The sequence below is a fragment of the Leclercia sp. W6 genome (genome assembly GCF_003336345.1).
GTDB lineage: Bacteria > Pseudomonadota > Gammaproteobacteria > Enterobacterales > Enterobacteriaceae > Enterobacter.
Genome location: NZ_CP031104.1, coordinates 2,211,311 through 2,229,237, shown reverse-complemented (window position 1 = coordinate 2,229,237; position 17,927 = coordinate 2,211,311). Strand labels below are relative to the sequence as shown.

General features: G+C 55.9%; 17 protein-coding genes. 3 read left to right on the top strand and 14 right to left on the bottom strand.

Going from position 1 to position 17,927, the window contains the following annotated elements:
* Positions 1-11: 11 nt before the first annotated feature.
* Positions 12-686, bottom strand: a complete 675-nt coding sequence (locus DVA43_RS10935) for a molecular chaperone (protein WP_114315564.1) — start codon at positions 684-686, stop codon at positions 12-14.
* Between the two features lie 57 nt (positions 687-743).
* Positions 744-1,280: a fimbrial protein gene (locus DVA43_RS10930; protein WP_103823507.1), complete on the bottom strand. Its 537-nt coding sequence runs from the start codon at positions 1,278-1,280 to the stop codon at positions 744-746.
* A gap of 279 nt (positions 1,281-1,559) precedes the next feature.
* Here DVA43_RS10930 and ybiB point away from each other — a divergent pair, with 279 nt between their 5' ends.
* Positions 1,560-2,522, top strand: coding sequence for a DNA-binding protein YbiB (gene ybiB, locus DVA43_RS10925; RefSeq protein ID WP_114315563.1), 963 nt, complete (start codon positions 1,560-1,562; stop codon positions 2,520-2,522).
* 111 nt (positions 2,523-2,633) lie between these two features.
* On the opposite strand, the gene ybiJ is transcribed toward ybiB, so the two are convergent.
* From ybiJ to mcbA, 5 genes are all read right to left on the bottom strand, one after another.
* Positions 2,634-2,894 carry a DUF1471 family protein YbiJ gene (gene ybiJ, locus DVA43_RS10920; protein ID WP_103178785.1) on the bottom strand — a complete coding sequence of 87 codons (261 nt, stop codon included), beginning with the start codon at positions 2,892-2,894 and terminating at the stop codon, positions 2,634-2,636.
* 285 nt (positions 2,895-3,179) lie between these two features.
* On the bottom strand, positions 3,180-3,446 hold the full coding sequence (locus tag DVA43_RS10915) for a DksA/TraR family C4-type zinc finger protein (RefSeq protein ID WP_039029401.1): 267 nt from the start codon (positions 3,444-3,446) through the stop codon (positions 3,180-3,182).
* 72 nt (positions 3,447-3,518) lie between these two features.
* Entirely contained in the window at positions 3,519-4,196 is a 678-nt protein-coding gene (ybiX, locus tag DVA43_RS10910; protein WP_114315562.1) for a PKHD-type hydroxylase YbiX, read from the bottom strand.
* Between the two features lie 82 nt (positions 4,197-4,278).
* Positions 4,279-6,564, bottom strand: coding sequence for a catecholate siderophore receptor Fiu (locus DVA43_RS10905; RefSeq protein WP_114315561.1), 2,286 nt, complete (start codon positions 6,562-6,564; stop codon positions 4,279-4,281).
* A gap of 276 nt (positions 6,565-6,840) precedes the next feature.
* Entirely contained in the window at positions 6,841-7,101 is a 261-nt protein-coding gene (gene mcbA / locus DVA43_RS10900; RefSeq protein ID WP_103178789.1) for a DUF1471 family periplasmic protein McbA, read from the bottom strand.
* A 241-nt stretch (positions 7,102-7,342) separates the two neighbouring features.
* On the opposite strand from mcbA, the gene rlmF reads away from it, so the two are divergent.
* Positions 7,343-8,257 carry a 23S rRNA (adenine(1618)-N(6))-methyltransferase RlmF gene (gene rlmF, locus DVA43_RS10890; protein ID WP_168194493.1) on the top strand — a complete coding sequence of 305 codons (915 nt, stop codon included), beginning with the start codon at positions 7,343-7,345 and terminating at the stop codon, positions 8,255-8,257.
* A 34-nt stretch (positions 8,258-8,291) separates the two neighbouring features.
* Here rlmF and ybiO read toward each other — a convergent pair whose 3' ends face one another.
* The 6 genes from ybiO to rhtA all read right to left on the bottom strand — a co-directional run bounded on the left by ybiO (position 8,292) and on the right by rhtA (position 14,913).
* Positions 8,292-10,505, bottom strand: a complete 2,214-nt coding sequence (ybiO, locus tag DVA43_RS10885; RefSeq protein WP_114315559.1) for a mechanosensitive channel protein — start codon at positions 10,503-10,505, stop codon at positions 8,292-8,294.
* Positions 10,506-10,640: 135 nt separating this feature from the next.
* Positions 10,641-11,363: a glutamine ABC transporter ATP-binding protein GlnQ gene (gene glnQ / locus DVA43_RS10880; protein WP_114315558.1), complete on the bottom strand. Its 723-nt coding sequence runs from the start codon at positions 11,361-11,363 to the stop codon at positions 10,641-10,643.
* Positions 11,360-12,019, bottom strand: coding sequence for a glutamine ABC transporter permease GlnP (gene glnP / locus DVA43_RS10875; protein WP_103823501.1), 660 nt, complete (start codon positions 12,017-12,019; stop codon positions 11,360-11,362). The genes glnQ and glnP overlap by 4 nt, the downstream gene beginning before the upstream one ends.
* Positions 12,020-12,135: 116 nt before the next feature.
* On the bottom strand, positions 12,136-12,882 hold the full coding sequence (glnH, locus tag DVA43_RS10870; protein ID WP_103178793.1) for a glutamine ABC transporter substrate-binding protein GlnH: 747 nt from the start codon (positions 12,880-12,882) through the stop codon (positions 12,136-12,138).
* Between the two features lie 360 nt (positions 12,883-13,242).
* Positions 13,243-13,746: a DNA starvation/stationary phase protection protein Dps gene (gene dps / locus DVA43_RS10865; protein ID WP_103178794.1), complete on the bottom strand. Its 504-nt coding sequence runs from the start codon at positions 13,744-13,746 to the stop codon at positions 13,243-13,245.
* A gap of 279 nt (positions 13,747-14,025) precedes the next feature.
* Complete coding sequence (gene rhtA / locus DVA43_RS10860) at positions 14,026-14,913, bottom strand: threonine/homoserine exporter RhtA (RefSeq protein ID WP_114315557.1); 888 nt, start codon at positions 14,911-14,913, stop codon at positions 14,026-14,028.
* Positions 14,914-15,267: 354 nt separating this feature from the next.
* Here rhtA and ompX point away from each other — a divergent pair, with 354 nt between their 5' ends.
* Positions 15,268-15,786, top strand: a complete 519-nt coding sequence (gene ompX / locus DVA43_RS10855) for an outer membrane protein OmpX (RefSeq protein ID WP_114315556.1) — start codon at positions 15,268-15,270, stop codon at positions 15,784-15,786.
* A 450-nt stretch (positions 15,787-16,236) separates the two neighbouring features.
* Here the strand turns inward: ompX and DVA43_RS10850 are convergent, their stop codons facing one another.
* Positions 16,237-17,820, bottom strand: coding sequence for a phosphoethanolamine transferase (locus DVA43_RS10850; RefSeq protein WP_114315555.1), 1,584 nt, complete (start codon positions 17,818-17,820; stop codon positions 16,237-16,239).
* Between the last annotated feature and the right edge of the window lie 107 nt (positions 17,821-17,927).

Here is a 17,927-nt window from a genome sequence, read left to right as displayed (position 1 = left end):
CAGCGTCGGGCTTATTGCAGAGGCGCAGACAAGGCGTGGCTCACCGCGCCATAGTCGTTGATGATTTTCCAGGAAACGGTGTTTCCGGTGATGCCGCCGGGCACGGCAAAGTGCGCGTCGCTGTCCGGGGCCACCCAGGTGACGTTGCTGACTTTTTTGCCACCCACGGTGATGGCCTGGAAATTCATGTAAAACGGTGTTGGGTTGCTCACCACCAGGTTATTACCCTGTTTGTGCCAGCGTAATTTATCCGCCACCTCATCCGGCTTGCCGCTCACTCCGCTCGGACGGTAGATCAGTTTGATCCGCGTCTTAATGGCGATTTGCAGCGTGTTGCTGCTCTCGTTGCGGGAGGTGGAGGGAATGGATTTGATATTCAGCCAGTAGAGCGATTCGCGGTCGTCTGGCAGATTGCCCCCGGTGCGCACCACGCGCAGGACGTTGTCCTGTTTGCCATCAAGGCGAAACAGTGGCGGGGTGATGAGGAACGGCGCTTTATCCTGCCCGGCATCGGCGTTCTCTACCCAGGACTGCACCAGGTAGTCGAGGTTATCCGGGTTGGAAATCCCTAACGACGCTTCTTTTTTATCTCCCTGATAAATTAAACGGGTCCCTTCGATAATCACGCCGGCGTGAGCGGCCGTGGTCATAACTAACAGGGAGGCGATGAAAATAGATTTACGCATGGTGGGACTCTGAATAAAGCTGACAACGCCTGGCCGCAGAGGCCAGGCGCCGCAGGATTAGTTGTACATGACGGTAAAGGTGGAGACCGCATTAGCGGAACCGGCGGTGATGGTGCTGCCAGTCTGGATATAGCGTGCGCCGAATACCAGATCGTTGGTGGTGGTGCCAGACTGCAGCGCATAGCTGGTCGAGGCGGTATAGAGGCTCAGCGGATTTTCGGTTTTATCCAGCAGCTGAATACCCACGCCGGTTGCCGCACCAGTACCTGGGGTGACGGCCAGCACGTTGGCGTTGGTGCCGTCAGCGGAGCCACCAAAGGTGATGGCCGCGCTGGTGATGGTTTCCGGGCAGTCTTTCAGCTGAATATCAAAACGGGTTGTCGCAGTGGTGGAGCCGGAACCGGTAAAGGCCGTTTGCGACACTTTGCCGAGGGAAACATCCAGCGGGCTGCTGACACCATTGACCACCTGGCAGGCGGAGTCGATGATCTCACCCGTAAAATTAATTTGCCCCTCGCCGCTGGTTGCAGCCCAGGCAGAGACAGAACAACATAATGCAGTGGCAATAAAGGTGCCGGAGACAATTTTACGCATAATAATTCCTGAGTGAATTCCGGTGTTTATAACATCCGTTGTGATTAATTTTTGGAAAAAAGCGGGGCGACTTTTTATCGGGGGTAATTTACGAAATTAATCGTTGGCAGATAACTATTGACCCGGTCAATAGTGATTTCATTAATGCTTGATTTTTTATTTTTACTGTAATTACAAGGGGATGGTATTAGTGCCGCCCGGCAGCAATAAGAGAAATGTCTGTCCGATGGCCCCTTATCAACGCTATAGTGTTAACAAGATGTCACAAGGGGAAACAACGTGGATTATCGCAAAATTATCAAAGAGGTCGGGCGGGGGAAAAACCACGCCCGCGACCTGGATCAGGAGACCGCCCGGGCGCTCTATACCGCGATGCTGAACGGCGAGGTGCCGGACCTGGAGATGGGCGGCATTTTGATTGCCCTGCGCATTAAGGGTGAAGGCGAAGGCGAAATGCGCGGCTTCTATGAGGCGATGCAGGCACAAACTCTGCGCCTGACGCCGCCGGTGGCGAAGCCGATGCCGATTGTGATCCCGAGCTACAACGGCGCACGCAAGCAGGCCAACCTGACTCCGCTGCTGGCGATCCTGCTGCATAAGCTGGGTTTCCCGGTGGTGGTGCACGGCGTGAGTGAAGATCCGACCCGTGTGCTGACGGAAACCATTTTCACCCTGCTGGGCATTGAGTCGACCCGTCACGGCGGCCAGGCGCAGGCGAAGCTCGACGGCCATCATCCGGTCTATATCCCGGTGAGCACTCTCTGTCCGCCGCTGGAAAAACAGCTGGCGATGCGCTGGCGCATGGGGGTACGTAACAGCGCCCATACCCTTGCCAAGCTGGCGACGCCCTTTGCGGAAGATGCCGCGCTGCGCCTTTCCAGCGTGTCGCACCCGGAATATGTCACCCGCGTAGCGACATTTTTTGCCGATATCGGCGGCAGAGGGCTCCTGATGCACGGGACGGAAGGCGAAGTCTATGCCAACCCGCAGCGCTGTCCGCAGCTAACGCTGATTGATGCGGCGGGCACCCGGGTGGTGCTGGAGCGCGGCGAAGAGAACAGCGACGTTGTACTGCCGCAGGCAAAAGATGCCGAAACCACGGCGCGCTGGATTGAGGGCTGCCTCGCCGGGCGCGAAGCGGTGCCGTACTCCCTGAAGCTACAGATGGCCTGTTGCCTGCTGGCGAGCGGCCAGGTAGAGACGGTGGAGGCCGGTCTGGCGTGGGTTAACCAGAGTTTTTAACTAAAAAAAAGCCCGTCCAGCGATGGACGGGCCAAAAAATAACAACAGGGTCAATGAGGGTTGGAACATCTCGCCAGCGAACTGGCGAGCAGAGCAGAGATAAGGGTCAGGTTATTTGTAGATAACCGCAGTACCGCTCAGCTTGTTGTTGGTGTTAGCGGAGGTAATGGTGTAACCGGTCGCGCCAGCCGCTTCAGCTTTCGCCGCCAGGCGTGCTTCCAGACCATCCAGAGTGGTCGCGCCTTCTGCACTGACCACACCGATTTTATTCATGCTGTTTGCCTGGGCAGCGGTTACAGATTCCGCAGCGAAAGCACCGAAAGAGAGAGTGGTCAGGGCAACAGCAGCAACAGCATATTTGATGGTTTTCATGGTCAGTATCTCGCAGGTTATTCTGTTAAGGGGACGTTGTTCCGTCGATGTGATAAGTATCACGCTTTTTTGCGAGAGATAAAATCGAAGAGAATTGACGTCATCATTCGAAAAATTTGAATGACAAATAAGTTATTGAATATTAATAAATTCAGTGAATGGATTTACGTTTCTTGCCGTTGCGCTTTACAGACGCGGCGGTGAGGGCACATTTTGCCAAACCTGCGGTGAAAAAGCGTGCGCTAAAAGGTAATCGCTTGCGTGGCGATGTCGCCGTCCGGCCAGTCATCGCAACTGGCTGTCTTTCGATCCTCTGCGATTATATCCTGCGTGTGATGCGTTATGTGAATCTTTCTCCTGCTGACAGGCGATGCACAGCCGCACGCCAGGCACCGCTTTACGCCGCGCCTCGGGGATCGGCTCTTCACACTCTTCGCAGAATTTCAGGCTTTCGCCTCGCGGAATTTCGCCCCGCGCCCGCGCCACCGCATCTTCAATGGTACTGTTGATCTGTTCGTTAACGGCGTCATCATTCGCCCAACCGGAAGCCATAGACCCCTCCTGACAGGTTATTGCGCTGTTCAGTAACTATGGGGCCAAAAAACGTACAATCAAGGCGAACGGCTAGATTTCAGACCATTCACGCAGCAGGTTGTGATAGAGATTCAGCAGGGAGAGCACTTCGTCGCTTTCGCCGTGGCGGGCGCGAAGGATCTGGATGTTGCGATCCAGCTCGAACAGCATGCCGCGCTTTTTATCATCGCGGATCATCGACTGGATCCACATAAAGGAGGCTACCCGCACGCCGCGGGTGACCGGCGTGACGCAGTGCAGGCTGCTGGAGGGATAGAGCACCAGATCCCCCGCCGGGAGCTTGAGGCTGTGCTGGCCGTAGGTGTCGTTCACCACCAGCTCGCCGCCCTCGTAGCTGTCGGGGTCGCTTAAAAAGAGGGTGGCGGAGAGATCGGTCCGCATCCAGCCGCTTTGTGGATGGCTGCGCACGGCGCCGTCAACGTGAAAACCGTAGGTTTCCTGCTGCTGGTAGCGGTTAAACAGCGGGCTTGAGATCTGGCGCGGCAGAGCGGCGGCAAAAAAGAGCGGGTGCTGATTCACCGCCTGCAATACCGCGGCCTGTAGCGTGGCATACAGCGGGCTTTGGGTGTCGACCTGCTGGTTGTTTTTAACCTGCGCGCCCTGGTTGCCTACCGTAGCGCGCCCGTCAATCCAGGGGGCCTGGTCCAGTTGGGCGCAAAACTGCGCTACCTCATCGGCGTTCAGCACGCTCGGAATGTGATACATCATAATGGTTCTCCGAAGCATGGAGCTGCAGCCCCACGCGCGAACAGAAGTGCACTGAAAGGTGAGGCCGAAGCCCCACGCGGGATCAGAAGTGCATGTTCGCCGTTAACATAAAGGTGCGTGGCTCGCCCGGATGGTAGCGGTAGCCGCTCTTGTTAATGGACGCGACATAGTCTTCATCAAACAGGTTGTAGACGTTGAGCTGCATGTCGAGGTTGCGGTTGACGCGATAACCCAGTTTGGCATCCGCCACCCAATACCCTTCGGTAAACGATGGCGTACCCACCGCGCCGTCAGCGCCGCGATGCATACTGCCAATATAGCGGGCGCCTGCGCCAACGGAGAGATCGTCCGTGGCCTGGTACTGGCTCCACAGGGTGAAGGCATGTTCCGGGGTATACGGCAGGGAAGAGGTGCCATCCTGCGCCACGTCATTGCCGGTGCGCACGCTGGCGCGCTGCTGGGTATAGCCGCCGATCACCTGCCAGGCCGGGGTGATGTTACCCGCTGCCGACAGCTCATAACCCTCGACGCGTTTTTTACCGTACTGGGAGTAAGTGCCGTCGTCGTTCTGCTCGACTTCGTTTTCAATGTCGGTGCGGAAGATCGCCGCGGTCAGCAGCAGACGCTTATCGAGCACTTGCCATTTGGTGCCCAGCTCGCTGGTTTTGGCCTTCTGCGGCTTAAAGTCGGTGCGGTTGGCGCTGCTGCCGGTTCCGCCCTGGGCCAGCGCGAAGTTATTGCCGCCCGGCGGCTGCTGGGAGATGGCGTAGTTCACATAGACGTTGCCGTATTCGTTCAGGTGATAAAGCGCCCCAGCCTTCCAGTTGACCAGGTTACCGGAGGTGGCGGTATCAACCGTCGTGACCGGGGAACCTTTCGGCGTGCCGGCCGGGCAGGCCACAGCCCCACGCCCCGTGCCGCCGCAGATGCTGGCGCTGTCATATTCGGTATGGTACGTGTCCAGACGAACCCCGCCGTTCAGCTCGAAATCACGGGTGACCTGCAACGTATCGAAGGCGTACAGACCGAAGGTATCGGTCCGGCCATTGGCGTTGGCGCCGCTGTTGTTCAGACCGCCGATATCGATATTGCTGTTCGGATGATAGATATTGACCGGCGGCGGGGTGAGGGCATCCACGCCGTAGTTGGTCTGGGTTTCGCGGGTGAACTCCACCCCGGTGCTGATGTCGTGCCCGACGCTGCCGGTATAAAATTTGGTGGTCAGGTTGGTCTGGTTGGTGAGGATCTTGTTGCTGACATCTTTGGTGTTGGCGTTGCGCGACCAGGTCCAGGTGTCCACGTTGTTGCGATCCGGCTGGGTGATATTGCTGGCCCCGCCCATCACGGCGGTCATCAGATAATCCTGCTTCACCCGCGACCAGCGCGTGGTGTTGCGCACGGTGGTATTGTCGTTAAAGTCGTGCTCAAAGCGCATCGTGGCGGTGTCAGATGTAGAATCGTCGTAATCGGAATCGGTGCCGTAGAAGTTGCTGGTGTTTACCTTGCCGGAGTGATTCAGCGCCGCGGTGCCCGCCGATGGGGCAGAGTAGCCCGGCAACCCGATGGTCGGGATCCCGCCATCCGGGGTGTTGTGCTGGGTGACATGCAGGTAGTTCAGGTAGAGGCGGTTTTCCGTTCCCAGCCCCAGGGCAAGGGAAGGGGCCACGCCGTAGCGCTCGTTTTTAACGTTATCGCGCCCTTCATCGTGAGTTTTTTCCCCCATCAGGTTCAGACGAAATGCCGAGGTATCGCCCATCACCTGGTTAATATCGAGGGTTCCACGGCGCATATAGGCGCTGCCAATGCTGGCAGAGGCATCAATACCGGAATCCAGACGCGGCTGTTTGCTGATCATATTGATCGAGCCGCTCGGGGCGCTGCGTCCGTAATCGCTGCCGGACGGCCCTTTGATCACTTCCACCTGTTCGGTGTTGAAGGTGTCACGGGTGGTGGTGCTGATGTCGCGAATACCGTCAACGTAGATGCTGTTCGAGGTATCCACGCCGCGCATGTAGACTGCGTCGCCGGTGGTGGAGTTGCCGTTTTCACCGGCAAAGAAGGCGCCGACACCCGGGACGTTTTTCAGCGCGTCGGTCAGATTGGTGGTGCCCTGATCCTTCAGCACCTGCTCGGAGATCACCGTCATGGTACGAGTCGTGTCTGCCACCGGGCGGCTGAATTTGGCGTCGGCAGACTTCTGTGGGGCATAGAGCGAAGGCTGGGCGGCCTCTACCACCAGGGTATCGTCAGGTTTGTTATCCGTGCTGTCTGCGGCAAGAGCTGTCGCCACCGGGGAAAGACCGATACACAGACCCGCAAAAAAGGTCAGCGAGTTAAAGCTGTTCGGAACGTTGCGATTTTTATCCATATTGTTTAGCGACTTATAATTTTTAGTATTGAGTTTCCATTACGTTGTCAGGCAGGTCTGCGCCTTATCCTGTGCCACGTGATATCCGTAATGAGCCTACAAATGATAATTATTTTGATAAACATTATCATTTGGCGTGACTTTTTATCACTCTCGTCAACAAAATGAAATACGTAAATTTACATTGCCTGCTAAAAAACTTCACAAAGTGGATTTTGGGCAAAAAATAACTGCACCCCGGGGGATGCAGTTGCAGTTGCAGTGCAGGGCGGGGGATTACTTGTAAATCGTGGCGGTACCGAACATGGTGTTATCGCCGCTGGCAGAATTCACCACATAGCCTTTAGCACCTTGTTCACGCGCTTTTTCAGCCAGTTTGTCCTGCAGATCGTCAAGGTCTCTTGCGCCAGAAGCCTGCACGGTTCCGGCTGGTCTCAGTTGACCGGTATCGCCATTGCTGAGTGATTCGATTGACCATGCAGCAAACGACGCACCTGCCAGTGAAGCGGCAGCGAGCATTACCAGGTATTTTTTCATAATCACTTCCTCTGATTGACAACGGGTGATGCACACTAAGTGTAGAACGAGGCAGAGTGTGATTTAGGGCAAAAAATTGATGATGATCTGCTTATTTTTTGAACGACATTTTTTGACAATTTCATGACAAATCAGCGACATACAGGTGACTGATTTCTGGTATTTTATTCTGCGGCGCAGAGAAATATTTACCGTTGCGCCCGCAACGGGTATCTTACGCCGCTGTTTACAGGAGAACGCCATGACATCCCAGAAGCCGGGGTTGCATCCTCGCAACCGCCACCGTAGCCGTTACGACATGAATGCCTTATGCGAGAGCTGTCCGGCGCTGCGCGAATTTATCACCCAGACGCCTACAGGCGAGCCAACGGTGAACTTCGCCGATCCACAGGCGGTGAAGACGCTGAATAAAGCGCTGCTGATGCATTTCTACGGGGTAACGCAGTGGGATATTCCGGACGGCTATCTCTGCCCACCGGTGCCGGGGCGTGCCGACTATATTCACCATCTCGCCGATCTGCTGGCGGAGGGTAACAATGGCGTCGTTCCCGCAGAGGCAACCCTCCTGGATATTGGCACCGGCTCGAACCTCATTTATCCGCTGATTGGTGTGCATGAATATGGCTGGCGCTTTACCGGCAGCGAAGTGGACCCGCAGGCGTTTGCCAACGCCACGGCCATCATTAACGGTAACCCCGGCATGAGCCGCGCCATCCGTCTGCGGCGTCAGAAAGAGGCCTCGGCGATCTTCACGGGTATCATCCATAAAAACGAACAGTACGACGCCACCCTGTGCAATCCGCCGTTCCATGATTCCGCTGAATCCGCCCGGGCGGGCAGCGAGCGTAAGCGTCGCAACCTCGGCCAGGCGGCCGATGCCGCGCTGAACTTCGGCGGCCAGCAGCAGGAGCTGTGGTGCGAAGGCGGCGAAGTGGCCTTTATCACGAAGATGATCGCCGAAAGCGCCCAGTTTGCCCGTCAGGTGAAGTGGTTTACCACCCTGGTCTCCCGCAGCGAAAACCTGCCGCCCCTCTACCGCGCCCTGACCGACGTCGGTGCGGTGAAAGTGGTGAAAAAAGAGATGGCCCAGGGACAGAAGCAGAGCCGCTTTATCGCCTGGACCTTTATGGACAACGCCAAACGCCGCCAGCGTTAACCGCTTCTCCCCGGTGGCGCTGCGCTTACCGGGGCTACAGGGTGGGCTCCTGCGGTGCCGGTGGTGTCGGGCCCGGCGACGGCAACAGCTGATACATCTGTACCGGCATCCGCACGTTCGCCAGGTCAAAGTGCTTTTTCACCATGCTGTCGAGGGCGAAACGCACCGTCCACTGTTTCAGCGGCTGGGTGGTGAACGACACGCGCAGAGTAAAGGCGGTGCTGGTCAGGCCGACAATCCCGGCAAACGACGGCTCGCCGATAATCAGCCCGCGAATATCATCTCTTTCCAGCAGCTCATCCACTGCCGCTTTCAGCGCATCTTTCGCTTTTTCGGCATCTTCATGCCTGTCCACGTCATAGTTCGCCACCACCGACCCGATGCCGCGGACAAAGTTGGCAAAGGTAGTGATCGATGACCACGGAATGATGTGATACGCCCCGGTATCCTGCCGCACCCCCACCGAACGAATCGACATCCGCTCCACCGTGCCGGTCAGCGGCCCGATGGTCACCAGATCCCCGGTATTCATCCCGTTTTCAAACTGAATAAAGATCCCGGTGATGATGTCCTTCACCAGCGTCTGGGAACCAAAAGAGATCGCCAGCCCCAGCGCCCCGGCCCCTGCCAGCAGCGGAGCGATGTTGACGCCAATTTCCGAGAGCACAATCATGATGGTAATGGTGCTGATGACCACCGCCAGCGCGTTACGAAACAGCGTCAGCAGCGTTCGGGCGCGGGCGCTGGGCAGTGGACGGCCATGAATATCTGACGCCAGCCGGTTTTCGATCAGGCTCGCCAGGATCGTCCAGCCGATGGCGGAGAAGAAGAGGATCAGCGCGATACGGATCAGAATATCGACCGTCTTTTCCCCTGCGCCGTTGTGCAGCCAGTTCCAGAAATCGAACAGCCCCCAGGCGCTGAGCAGCAGCATAATGGCCACGCAGACCGTCAGGAACCGCGCCACCTTCAGCGACACGGAGATCCAGCCGTTGAGCCGTTTTTGCAGCTCCGGGTAGCTGCGCTGCACGTGCGGTGAGAGGGTGATGGTTTTAGCCAGCCAGCGGGAGAGCAGCCCCGACACGAAGGCGGCAATGCCGACGATGGCCAGGCTGCGGAAGGTCGCCCCCATCATAAACTTGAGGCTGTTACCCGGATCGAACAGGGAGAAGAAGCAGAGCACAATAAAATAGGCGCTCGCCAGCCAGTGCCACACGAGGGCAAAAGCGCGAATAAACAGGCTGAAGAAGGCCAGCGAACGGTCGGCAAGGTGGAGCAGCCCCTCGGTAATGGCGCGCTTGTTATGAAAGATCAGGTACAGCGCCCAGACGGTAATACAGAGCATGATCAGCACGTTGGCCAGGGCGCCAATCTGCACGTTGACCTGATTGGAGATAATCGGCACCGCCACCAGCAGGCCATAGCCGATAAGGCCGCTCAGAATACTCAGGCGTAGCGACCAGTACTGCGCGGCGCTGTCGTTAATGGCGAAAGGTCGCAGATCGGGCACCCGCGGGCAAAATATCAACCGCAGGATCGCTTTGAAGAATTCAATCAGCGCGAAGGCATTGAGGAACAGCGCCTGCTGGAAGGCAATGGTCGGGTTGCCGGTGTTGAGGTACTCGCGCAGCATCTGGCCAATAAACAGGGTTAGCGCCAGCAGCAGCAGATCGATAATAAAGGCCGCGGCGATGGTCAGCGGCAGATGAACCCAACTGCTGGTTTCGCGGTTCTTTTTGCGCCCCCAGCTCCCCATTTTGCGGTACAACGGCCAGGCGCAGAGCCTCACCATCCAGTAAAAGGCAAAGACCAGTCCGGCCAGGATCAGAAACTGCTGCGCGGCGGCGGTGAAGGTTTGCGGGTTAAAGGCCTTATGCGGGGAGCCGATCAGGTTGCGGTAGAGCTGGGCGAAACGGGAGGCGAGGGCATCGCCATAGTGACGGCTGATATCAGTGACGTTCTCCAGCACCGTTTTCTCTTCGGTGATCTCCGGCGGGGTTATTTTAGGCACCGGTGTCTCAGGCGGTGTGGCAGCCACGCTGCGCAGCTGATCGATCAGCTCCTTGCGCGAGGCGTCATTTTCCAGCACATCTGCCAGCGCCGAGTAGGCCGCCTTTTTCTGCTCAACGTCCGGCTCCGGTGGCGGGGTGCTCTGCTCGCTGGCGGTAGCGGCGGGAATGCCCGGCAGGCTGACGGCCTGGGCAGGCAGACAAAACAGGCTTATCAGGAGCAGCAAAATCCACGGCACGATGTCCTCCGGTGACAAAATTGTGCAAAGTGATAAGTATAGAAGGCGGGCGGAAGCGGGGGGTTTTTGGGAGAATTCCGGCAATAAAAAAGCCGGGTGGCGGCTACGCCTACCCGGCTTACAAAAGGCAAAAACTTACGAAACGTGCTGCAAAAACTCCTGCAAACGCTGGCTCGGTGGGTTCTTAATCAACGCCTGCGGATTACCATCTTCGGCAATACGACCTTTGTCGATGAAAATCAGGCGTGAGGCCACTTTCTCGGCAAAGCCGATTTCGTGGGTCACGATCACCATGGTCATCCCTTCTTCCGCCAGGTCCTGCATAACCTTCAGCACTTCGTGGCGCAGTTCAGGGTCGAGGGCCGAGGTTGGCTCATCGAACAGCATCATCTTTGGTTTCACCGCCAGCGCACGGGCGATGGCCACGCGCTGCTGCTGACCGCCGGAGAGCTCGGACGGGTAGTGATGCCCGCGCTCCGCCAGACCCACTTTCGCCAGCAGCTCTTTCGCAAGCCGCTCGGCTGCCGCTTTGTCGGCACCGCGCACGCGCAGGGGGCCAAACATCACGTTTTCCAGCGCCGTCAGGTGCGGGAAGAGATAAAACTGCTGGAACACCATGCCCGCTTCCTGGCGGATCAGGCGTTCGTCCACTTTCGGGTCGTTAACCTTAAGGCCATCGACAATCAGATCGCCGCTGGTGATCTCTTCCAGTTTGTTGATGCAGCGCAGCAGGGTCGATTTACCGGAGCCGGACGGCCCGATAATGACCACCACTTCGCCGGTCTGAATAGTCAGGTCGATGTTGTGCAGCACCTGGGTCTGACCAAAGTGCTTGGAAACGTTTTTAAATTCAATCACAGGATTTTCATCCTTTTTTCAAGACGACGCAGCACGAAGCTCAGCGCCAGCGTAATAATCAGATAGACCACGGCCACGGCGCTCCAGATCTCCAGCGCACGGAAGTTACCGGCAATGATCTCCTGGCCCTGACGGGTCAGTTCAGCCACGCCGATAACAATGAACAGCGAAGTGTCTTTAATGCTGATGATCCACTGGTTACCCAGCGGTGGCAGCATACGGCGTAGCGCCAGCGGCAGGATCACGTGGCGGATGGTTTCGCGACGGGAGAGACCCAGCGCCAGACCAGCCTCGCTGAAGCCTTTATGGATCGACAGTACCGCACCGCGGGTGATCTCGGCGATATAGGCACCGGAGTTGATCATGATGGTGACCACCGCCGCGCTGAACGGGTCAATGCGCAGGTCGGTAAAGGCCATCGGCAGGGCGAAGTAGATAAACATCACCTGCACCACAATCGGCGTGCCGCGGATCACTTCGATGAAAACCAGCGCTACGTGGTTGGCTATCCAGCCGCCGTAGGTGCGGGCAAAACCGGCGACAAGGCCGATAATCAACCCGCCAACCAGACCGAGGACCGAAATCCACAGGGTCATTTTGGCGCCTTCAAGCAAAAGAGGAATGGCGGGCCAGATGGCGCTCCAGTCAAACTGCATGATGAGTTCCTGTATACCGTGGTGAAAACAAACAGTCAGCGACAATGTGCGTGACTAAAATTGCAGGCCCGGTGAGCGCGCGCCACCGGGCCTGACAGAGCCTGGATCAGGCTGAATTATTTAGGTTCAGTACCGAACCATTTTTTATAGATTTCGTTGTAAGTGCCGTTCTCGCGCAGGGTTTTCAGTGCGCCGTTCACTTTAGTACGCAGCTCGTCGCTGCCTTTCGGGAAGGCGATACCGTATTCCTGTGCTTCCAGGGAATCACCTACCGCTTTGAACTTGCCATTGCCTGCGGTTTTGATGAAGTAAAGGATGTTTGGCGTGTCGTGCAGCACGGCGTCAGCACGGTTGGTGCCGAGTTCCATGTAGGCGTTGTCGATGTTCGGGAACTGGCGCAGATCTTTCGATTTGATGTTGGCCTTAGCGTAATCAACAGAACCGGTGCCGCTCTTCACCGCAACCACTTTGCCGTCGAGATCTTTCACGCTTTTAACGTCGTTGTTATCCGCTTTCACCATCACCAGCAGGCCGCTTTTGTAGTAGCCGTCAGAGAAGTCGATCGCTTTTTTACGTGCGTCAGTAATGGTGATACCGGCCAGCGCCAGGTCAACGTTTTTGGTTTGCAGTGCCGGCACAATGCCGCTGAAGTCCATAGGCTTCAGGGTGTAGTCAAGCTTCAGTTCTTTCGCGATAGCCGCCCACAGATCCACGTCAAAACCAACGTACTGGTCGCCCTGTTTAAATTCGAACGGTACGAAGGCGGTGTCGGTGGCAACAATCAGTTTCTTATCAGCAGCCTGAGAAGAGACCGCAAAAGCCAGGGTAAGTGCAGCCAGTGAAACTTTTAATACAGACTTCATAGCATTTCCTTTTATATCCACGGGGCGATCCCCTGCGAGAACGAACGTTCTATGAAAAAATCGTGCCAACTTTACAACGTGTTGTTTTTGCAAGGCCAGGACGGATTTCATTGCACAAAAAAGGTCACAATGGCGGTCAGTTGCACCATAACGAAGCACTGTTTTGGTGCAGTGAAACGCCATCACTAACGGTTATGCTATTTAGCGCAAATATTGATGAGAAAACAATCTTTCATTAACGATTGTGTGAGGTGATTATTACAAATGCTTTACGTTTGGCGGGGGAGAGGAGAAATGACTGCACCATGAAAGTGCAAAACCCCCGCCATAAGCGAGGGTGTGATAGCAAAATGCTATGGATTACTCGATGTTAGACTCGATGAACCACAGGAACTGATCCAGGTCGCGGGATGCCGCGGTCAGGATATCTGCCGTGTCTTCGTCTTTCACTTCGCCAATCGCTTTACGCACGTCGTTGGCGACAACAGCATAACGATCCGCCAGCTCTTTCAGGTGGTCCTGAACGCTGTGGATATCCAGCGGGTAGCTCTTCAGCGGGGTTTTGCTGTTGATCACCTGGGTTGTACCCAGCGCCACGCCGCCCAGCTGCACGGCACGTTCAGCCATGGTATCCAGGTGAGTAGTCAGTGCAGTGCGGAAGCCATCCAGCATCTCATGCACAGCAATAAAGTTGGCACCGCGCATATTCCAGTGAGCCTGTTTAGTAATCAGGGACAGGTCAATGAACTGGATCACCTGGCGATTCAGCAGCTCAATCGTCGCTTTCTTATCGCTGTCTGACACATCGTTACGGGTATACAGCAGATTAGGTGCTTTTGTTTTTACCAGTTTAGCGGTAGGCATAATCTCATTTCCTCTTGATGTTGGCGTCCAAAGTTATTTCGGAATTAAGTATAGCACCGGCTATAGATAGCGCGACCGGGTCCTGCCTATCGGTTTAATAGTAAAAGGTTGGTTGTGATATATAAGTGCTTGAAAATAAATGGATACTTATATCGATGGGTAAATTAATCTTATTTTTGAAGGACTTTGAAGGAGGGGCGGGAAATATTTCAAAATAATGACGCTAATGCGAATGGGAATATTTTGCCGGGGAACCGCTCCCCGGCAAAATAACGCCCGCTAGCGAATATCCACCTCTTCGACTTTACTCTCCCGGCGCAGGGTGAGGGTCGAACCCATCGAGGCGGCAATGATCGAGCAGAGCGCCAGCGTCTGGGTGAAGGTCAGGGTTTCGCCGAGGAATATCATTCCGGATATCGCCGCCAGCGCCGGTTCCATACTCATCAGGGTACCGAAAATTCGCGTCGGCAGACGCGTGAGGGCAATCATCTCCAGCGAGTAGGGGAGCGCGGTGGAGAGCACCGCCACCGCCAGCCCCACCGGCAGGATTGACCACTGCCAGATCGATTCTGTGGCCTGGGCCATCCCCAGAGGAACGAAAACTATGGCGGCGATAAGCGATCCCAGCGCCACGGTGGCGGGGCCGTGCTCTTCGCCGGCGCGCTGTCCGGTCAGAATATAGATGGCCCAGCAGGCACCTGCCCCCAGCGCCAGCGCTGCGCCGGTGAGATCAACGTGCGAGACGTCCTGGCCCAGCGGCAGAAGAAACCATAGCCCGAGCACCGCCAGCACCACCCAGATAAAGTCCACCGGACGTCGGGAGGAGAAAAGCGCTACCGCCAGCGGGCCGGTGAACTCCAGCGCCACGGCGATCCCCAGCGGCACCGTCTGAATCGACAGGTAAAAGAGGTAGTTCATCGCCCCCAGCGACAGTCCATAAAAGAGCAGGGGCAGGCGCTGCTCCTTCTGAAAGCGCAACCGCCAGGGTTTAAAAATCACAACCAGGATCAGGGTGCCGAGCGCAATACGCAGCGCCGTCACGCCAGGGGCACCCACTACCGGAAAGAGCGATTTTGCCAGCGAAGCGCCGCTCTGAATGGAGAGCATGGCAATAAGAATGACGATTACGGGCAACCAGACCGGCGCCCTGCGAGACAACCCAGGCATCCTTTCTCCTGTCAGTTTGTGTCAAAGGAAGTAAAGAGGAGGAGTGTAAAGGAAATAACGCCGGGCGGTTGAGACTTTGTTGAAAAAAAGTCGTCACAAATCCGTAAAATGGCCTCATACGGCAGGATGATTTCTGTAACAGATTAGGAATCATCTGGATGAATGTATTGTGACTGACGCGCACTATTAGCGTTATGAAACACAAATGTGGTGTTTTTTGAACAAGATAGCTGCTGGTAGAAATGTTTAGTTACATGAAAACCCGCGTTAGACATCACGAATCACAAAGAGTTCACAAGTTTTTTTGATATATTTAAAACTTACGGATTTACTTGAAGCACATTTGAGGTGGTTATGAAAAAAATTGCATGTCTTTCAGCACTGGCGGCCGTTCTGGCTGTTTCCGCAGGTTCCGCAATGGCAGATACGTCCACCGTTACTGGCGGTTACGCTCAGAGCGATATGCAGGGCGTAATGAACAAAACCAACGGTTTCAACCTGAAATATCGCTACGAGCAGGATAACAACCCACTGGGTGTTATCGGTTCCTTCACCTACACCGAGAAAGACCGTTCTGAAGACGGCGCGTACAACAAAGGTCAGTACTACGGCATCACCGCTGGCCCGGCTTACCGTCTGAACGACTGGGCAAGCATCTACGGTGTTGTGGGTGTTGGCTACGGTAAATTCCAGCAGACTGAAAACCAGGGCTTCAACCGCACTGCAAGCAACAGCGACTACGGTTTCTCCTATGGCGCAGGTATGCAGTTCAACCCAGTTGAAAACGTTGCGCTGGACTTCTCCTATGAGCAGAGCCGCATCCGTAACGTTGACGTTGGCACCTGGATCGCGGGCGTAGGTTACCGCTTCTAATCACTTCGGTGAGCCAATATAAAAACCCGCTTCGGCGGGTTTTTTTGTTTTTCTCCCCATCATGTTGGATAGAGGAGGGGATGAGGAGAATATGCGGCTCGGAGGTTTGTTCCGTTCACTTCATGTTCTGTGCTTCTCTTCCAGCAGCGTCACCTGTGAACGTGTTAAGGGGGCTACCGCCGCCCCCTTAACAATCCCGGCTCCCGGCAAAGAAAATCGCCGCGTTGCGGTACCCTCAGCTTATGCCCTCCGGCTATCGGGTCGGGCGTGATCCTACATCCCTGTAGGTCACGCCCTCTCGGCGCATCCCTGTAGGTCACGCCCTCTCGGCGCATCCCTGCGCCTCGCCCCGGCCTACGGTCAACGCTTCGGCGATTTTCAGCCGGACCAGGGAGCCGCTGTAAGACGTTTATTGTTCTGTAATTATGTTATTGCTGCGACAGAAAAAATTTACCGGCTTTTCGTCTCAAACAGATCCGTCCCCAGATGGTTGTAATCCACTTTCTGTAATTTAAAGTTGGTCACATACACTGGCGGCGCTTTATCGTTCGACAGGAAGCGGTACTTATTCGCGATCTCTTTGGCCCTGATCCCCGTCCACTGCGAGAAGAAACTTAAGAAATCATTCGCTGAGCGGCGCGCTTTGATGATGCGATGGGCTTTGTCATCGCTCGACAGCACCATAAACGGCACCTGGAAGTTCTGCTGATAAGCGTCGTCGTGCGCCAGATACTGCACCTCTTTTCCGCGCTCTTTGAACGCCAGCCCGTGATCGGAAAAATAGACCATTGAGAAGCTCTCGCCGGTGTTTTGCAGCTGAGCATAGAGCTTGCTGAGCAGGTCATCGGTCTGGGTCATGGTGTAGAGATAGCACGAGGTCTCTTTCGACTGCACGAACTCGGCATATTTTCCCTGAGTGCGATCGCAGGCCTGCGGGTGGGAACCCATCAGGTGCAGAACGATCAGCTGCGGCTGGGTGCGATGGCTGCTGAAGACCTGTTCGGTCATCTTCAGTAATGCCTCATCCCGGGTATTTTTATCCGCCTCGAAATCACCGCTTTTCAGGAAATGCACTTCGTCAGCCCGTTTGGCAATGCTGGCGATGGCGGTATCGTATTCACCGATCTGCCCCTGGTTGGAGAACCACCAGCTCTGGAAGCCCGCGCGGTTGGCGAGGGTCACAAAGTTATCCTGATACTGCGGCTTATTGTCCACCACCCGGTTAAGCGTCAGCCCCAGAGACTTCTGGGTAGAACCGCTGGCGGCAATGTAGTCGGTAAAGAGCGTGCCGTTGACCTTGCTGGCGAACGGAGTGTTACTCCAGTGGCCGCCAAAGGCCCCCAGCGCATCGCGGCGGGCGCTTTCACCGATCACCACCATATAGATGTGATACTTCGGTTTTACCCCCAGCACGTTCCAGGTGTCCTTCATCTGCGACAGTTCGGCCATCCGGGCCTGCTCTTCAACCACTTCCTGGTTGTTCACCACTACATCTTTGACGAAGCGAAACACCGGATAGCCGGTATCTTTCAGTTTAAAGACGCCGCCCCAGGCCAGGTTCTGCACCGGGGCGACGAAAAAGGCCACCACGCTGAAGACCAGGCACAGGCTGTCGATTTTGCTCCACGCGTTTCTGGGCTGCGGCTTACGGCGCACGGCAATCACGCCGAGCGCAAAGATAAACAGGGCGACGATATAGCTGTACCACGGGAAGATGGTGAGGATCTCCGTCGACTCTTCCATGTTGGTAGAGTGCATCGCCAGCAGGGTATTAAAGTTTGGCGCGCCGTAGGCCTGACCAAAAGGGAAATACATTGCCGCCACCAGCGAGCAGACGCCGACCACCCCTTTCTGCAATCGCGGCGCGCTGAGCCACAAAAGATGCAGGATACAGGTGAAGGCAACGGCATACAGCAGGCTGAATTCGTAGCCCAGGGCAAAGTTAATCAGCAGCGACTGTAAAAAATAGAATCCCGTCCACGGGCTTAAGGCCCGGCTGCGGGTAATGAGCGTCTCTTTCAGGGTTAAATTCATAGGTCACTATCGCGAAAACGCCATGTGCTCACCCTGGCGCCAAGGGTCAAAACCTGCCTGAGAATGCGTAGAAGGGGGATTGAGGTCCGCATCTGCGAGCCGCAAAA

Coding starts and splice junctions, on each gene's coding strand:
- DVA43_RS10935 (WP_114315564.1), bottom strand. CDS start 686: ATGCGTAAATCTATTTTCATCGCCTCCCTGTTAGTTATGACCACGGCC.
- DVA43_RS10930 (WP_103823507.1), bottom strand. CDS start 1,280: ATGCGTAAAATTGTCTCCGGCACCTTTATTGCCACTGCATTATGTTGT.
- ybiJ (WP_103178785.1), bottom strand. CDS start 2,894: ATGAAAACCATCAAATATGCTGTTGCTGCTGTTGCCCTGACCACTCTC.
- DVA43_RS10915 (WP_039029401.1), bottom strand. CDS start 3,446: ATGGCTTCCGGTTGGGCGAATGATGACGCCGTTAACGAACAGATCAAC.
- ybiX (WP_114315562.1), bottom strand. CDS start 4,196: ATGATGTATCACATTCCGAGCGTGCTGAACGCCGATGAGGTAGCGCAG.
- DVA43_RS10905 (WP_114315561.1), bottom strand. CDS start 6,564: ATGGATAAAAATCGCAACGTTCCGAACAGCTTTAACTCGCTGACCTTT.
- mcbA (WP_103178789.1), bottom strand. CDS start 7,101: ATGAAAAAATACCTGGTAATGCTCGCTGCCGCTTCACTGGCAGGTGCG.
- rlmF (WP_168194493.1), top strand. CDS start 7,343: ATGACATCCCAGAAGCCGGGGTTGCATCCTCGCAACCGCCACCGTAGC.
- glnP (WP_103823501.1), bottom strand. CDS start 12,019: ATGCAGTTTGACTGGAGCGCCATCTGGCCCGCCATTCCTCTTTTGCTT.
- glnH (WP_103178793.1), bottom strand. CDS start 12,882: ATGAAGTCTGTATTAAAAGTTTCACTGGCTGCACTTACCCTGGCTTTT.
- dps (WP_103178794.1), bottom strand. CDS start 13,746: ATGCCTACCGCTAAACTGGTAAAAACAAAAGCACCTAATCTGCTGTAT.
- rhtA (WP_114315557.1), bottom strand. CDS start 14,913: ATGCCTGGGTTGTCTCGCAGGGCGCCGGTCTGGTTGCCCGTAATCGTC.
- ompX (WP_114315556.1), top strand. CDS start 15,268: ATGAAAAAAATTGCATGTCTTTCAGCACTGGCGGCCGTTCTGGCTGTT.
- DVA43_RS10850 (WP_114315555.1), bottom strand. CDS start 17,820: ATGAATTTAACCCTGAAAGAGACGCTCATTACCCGCAGCCGGGCCTTA.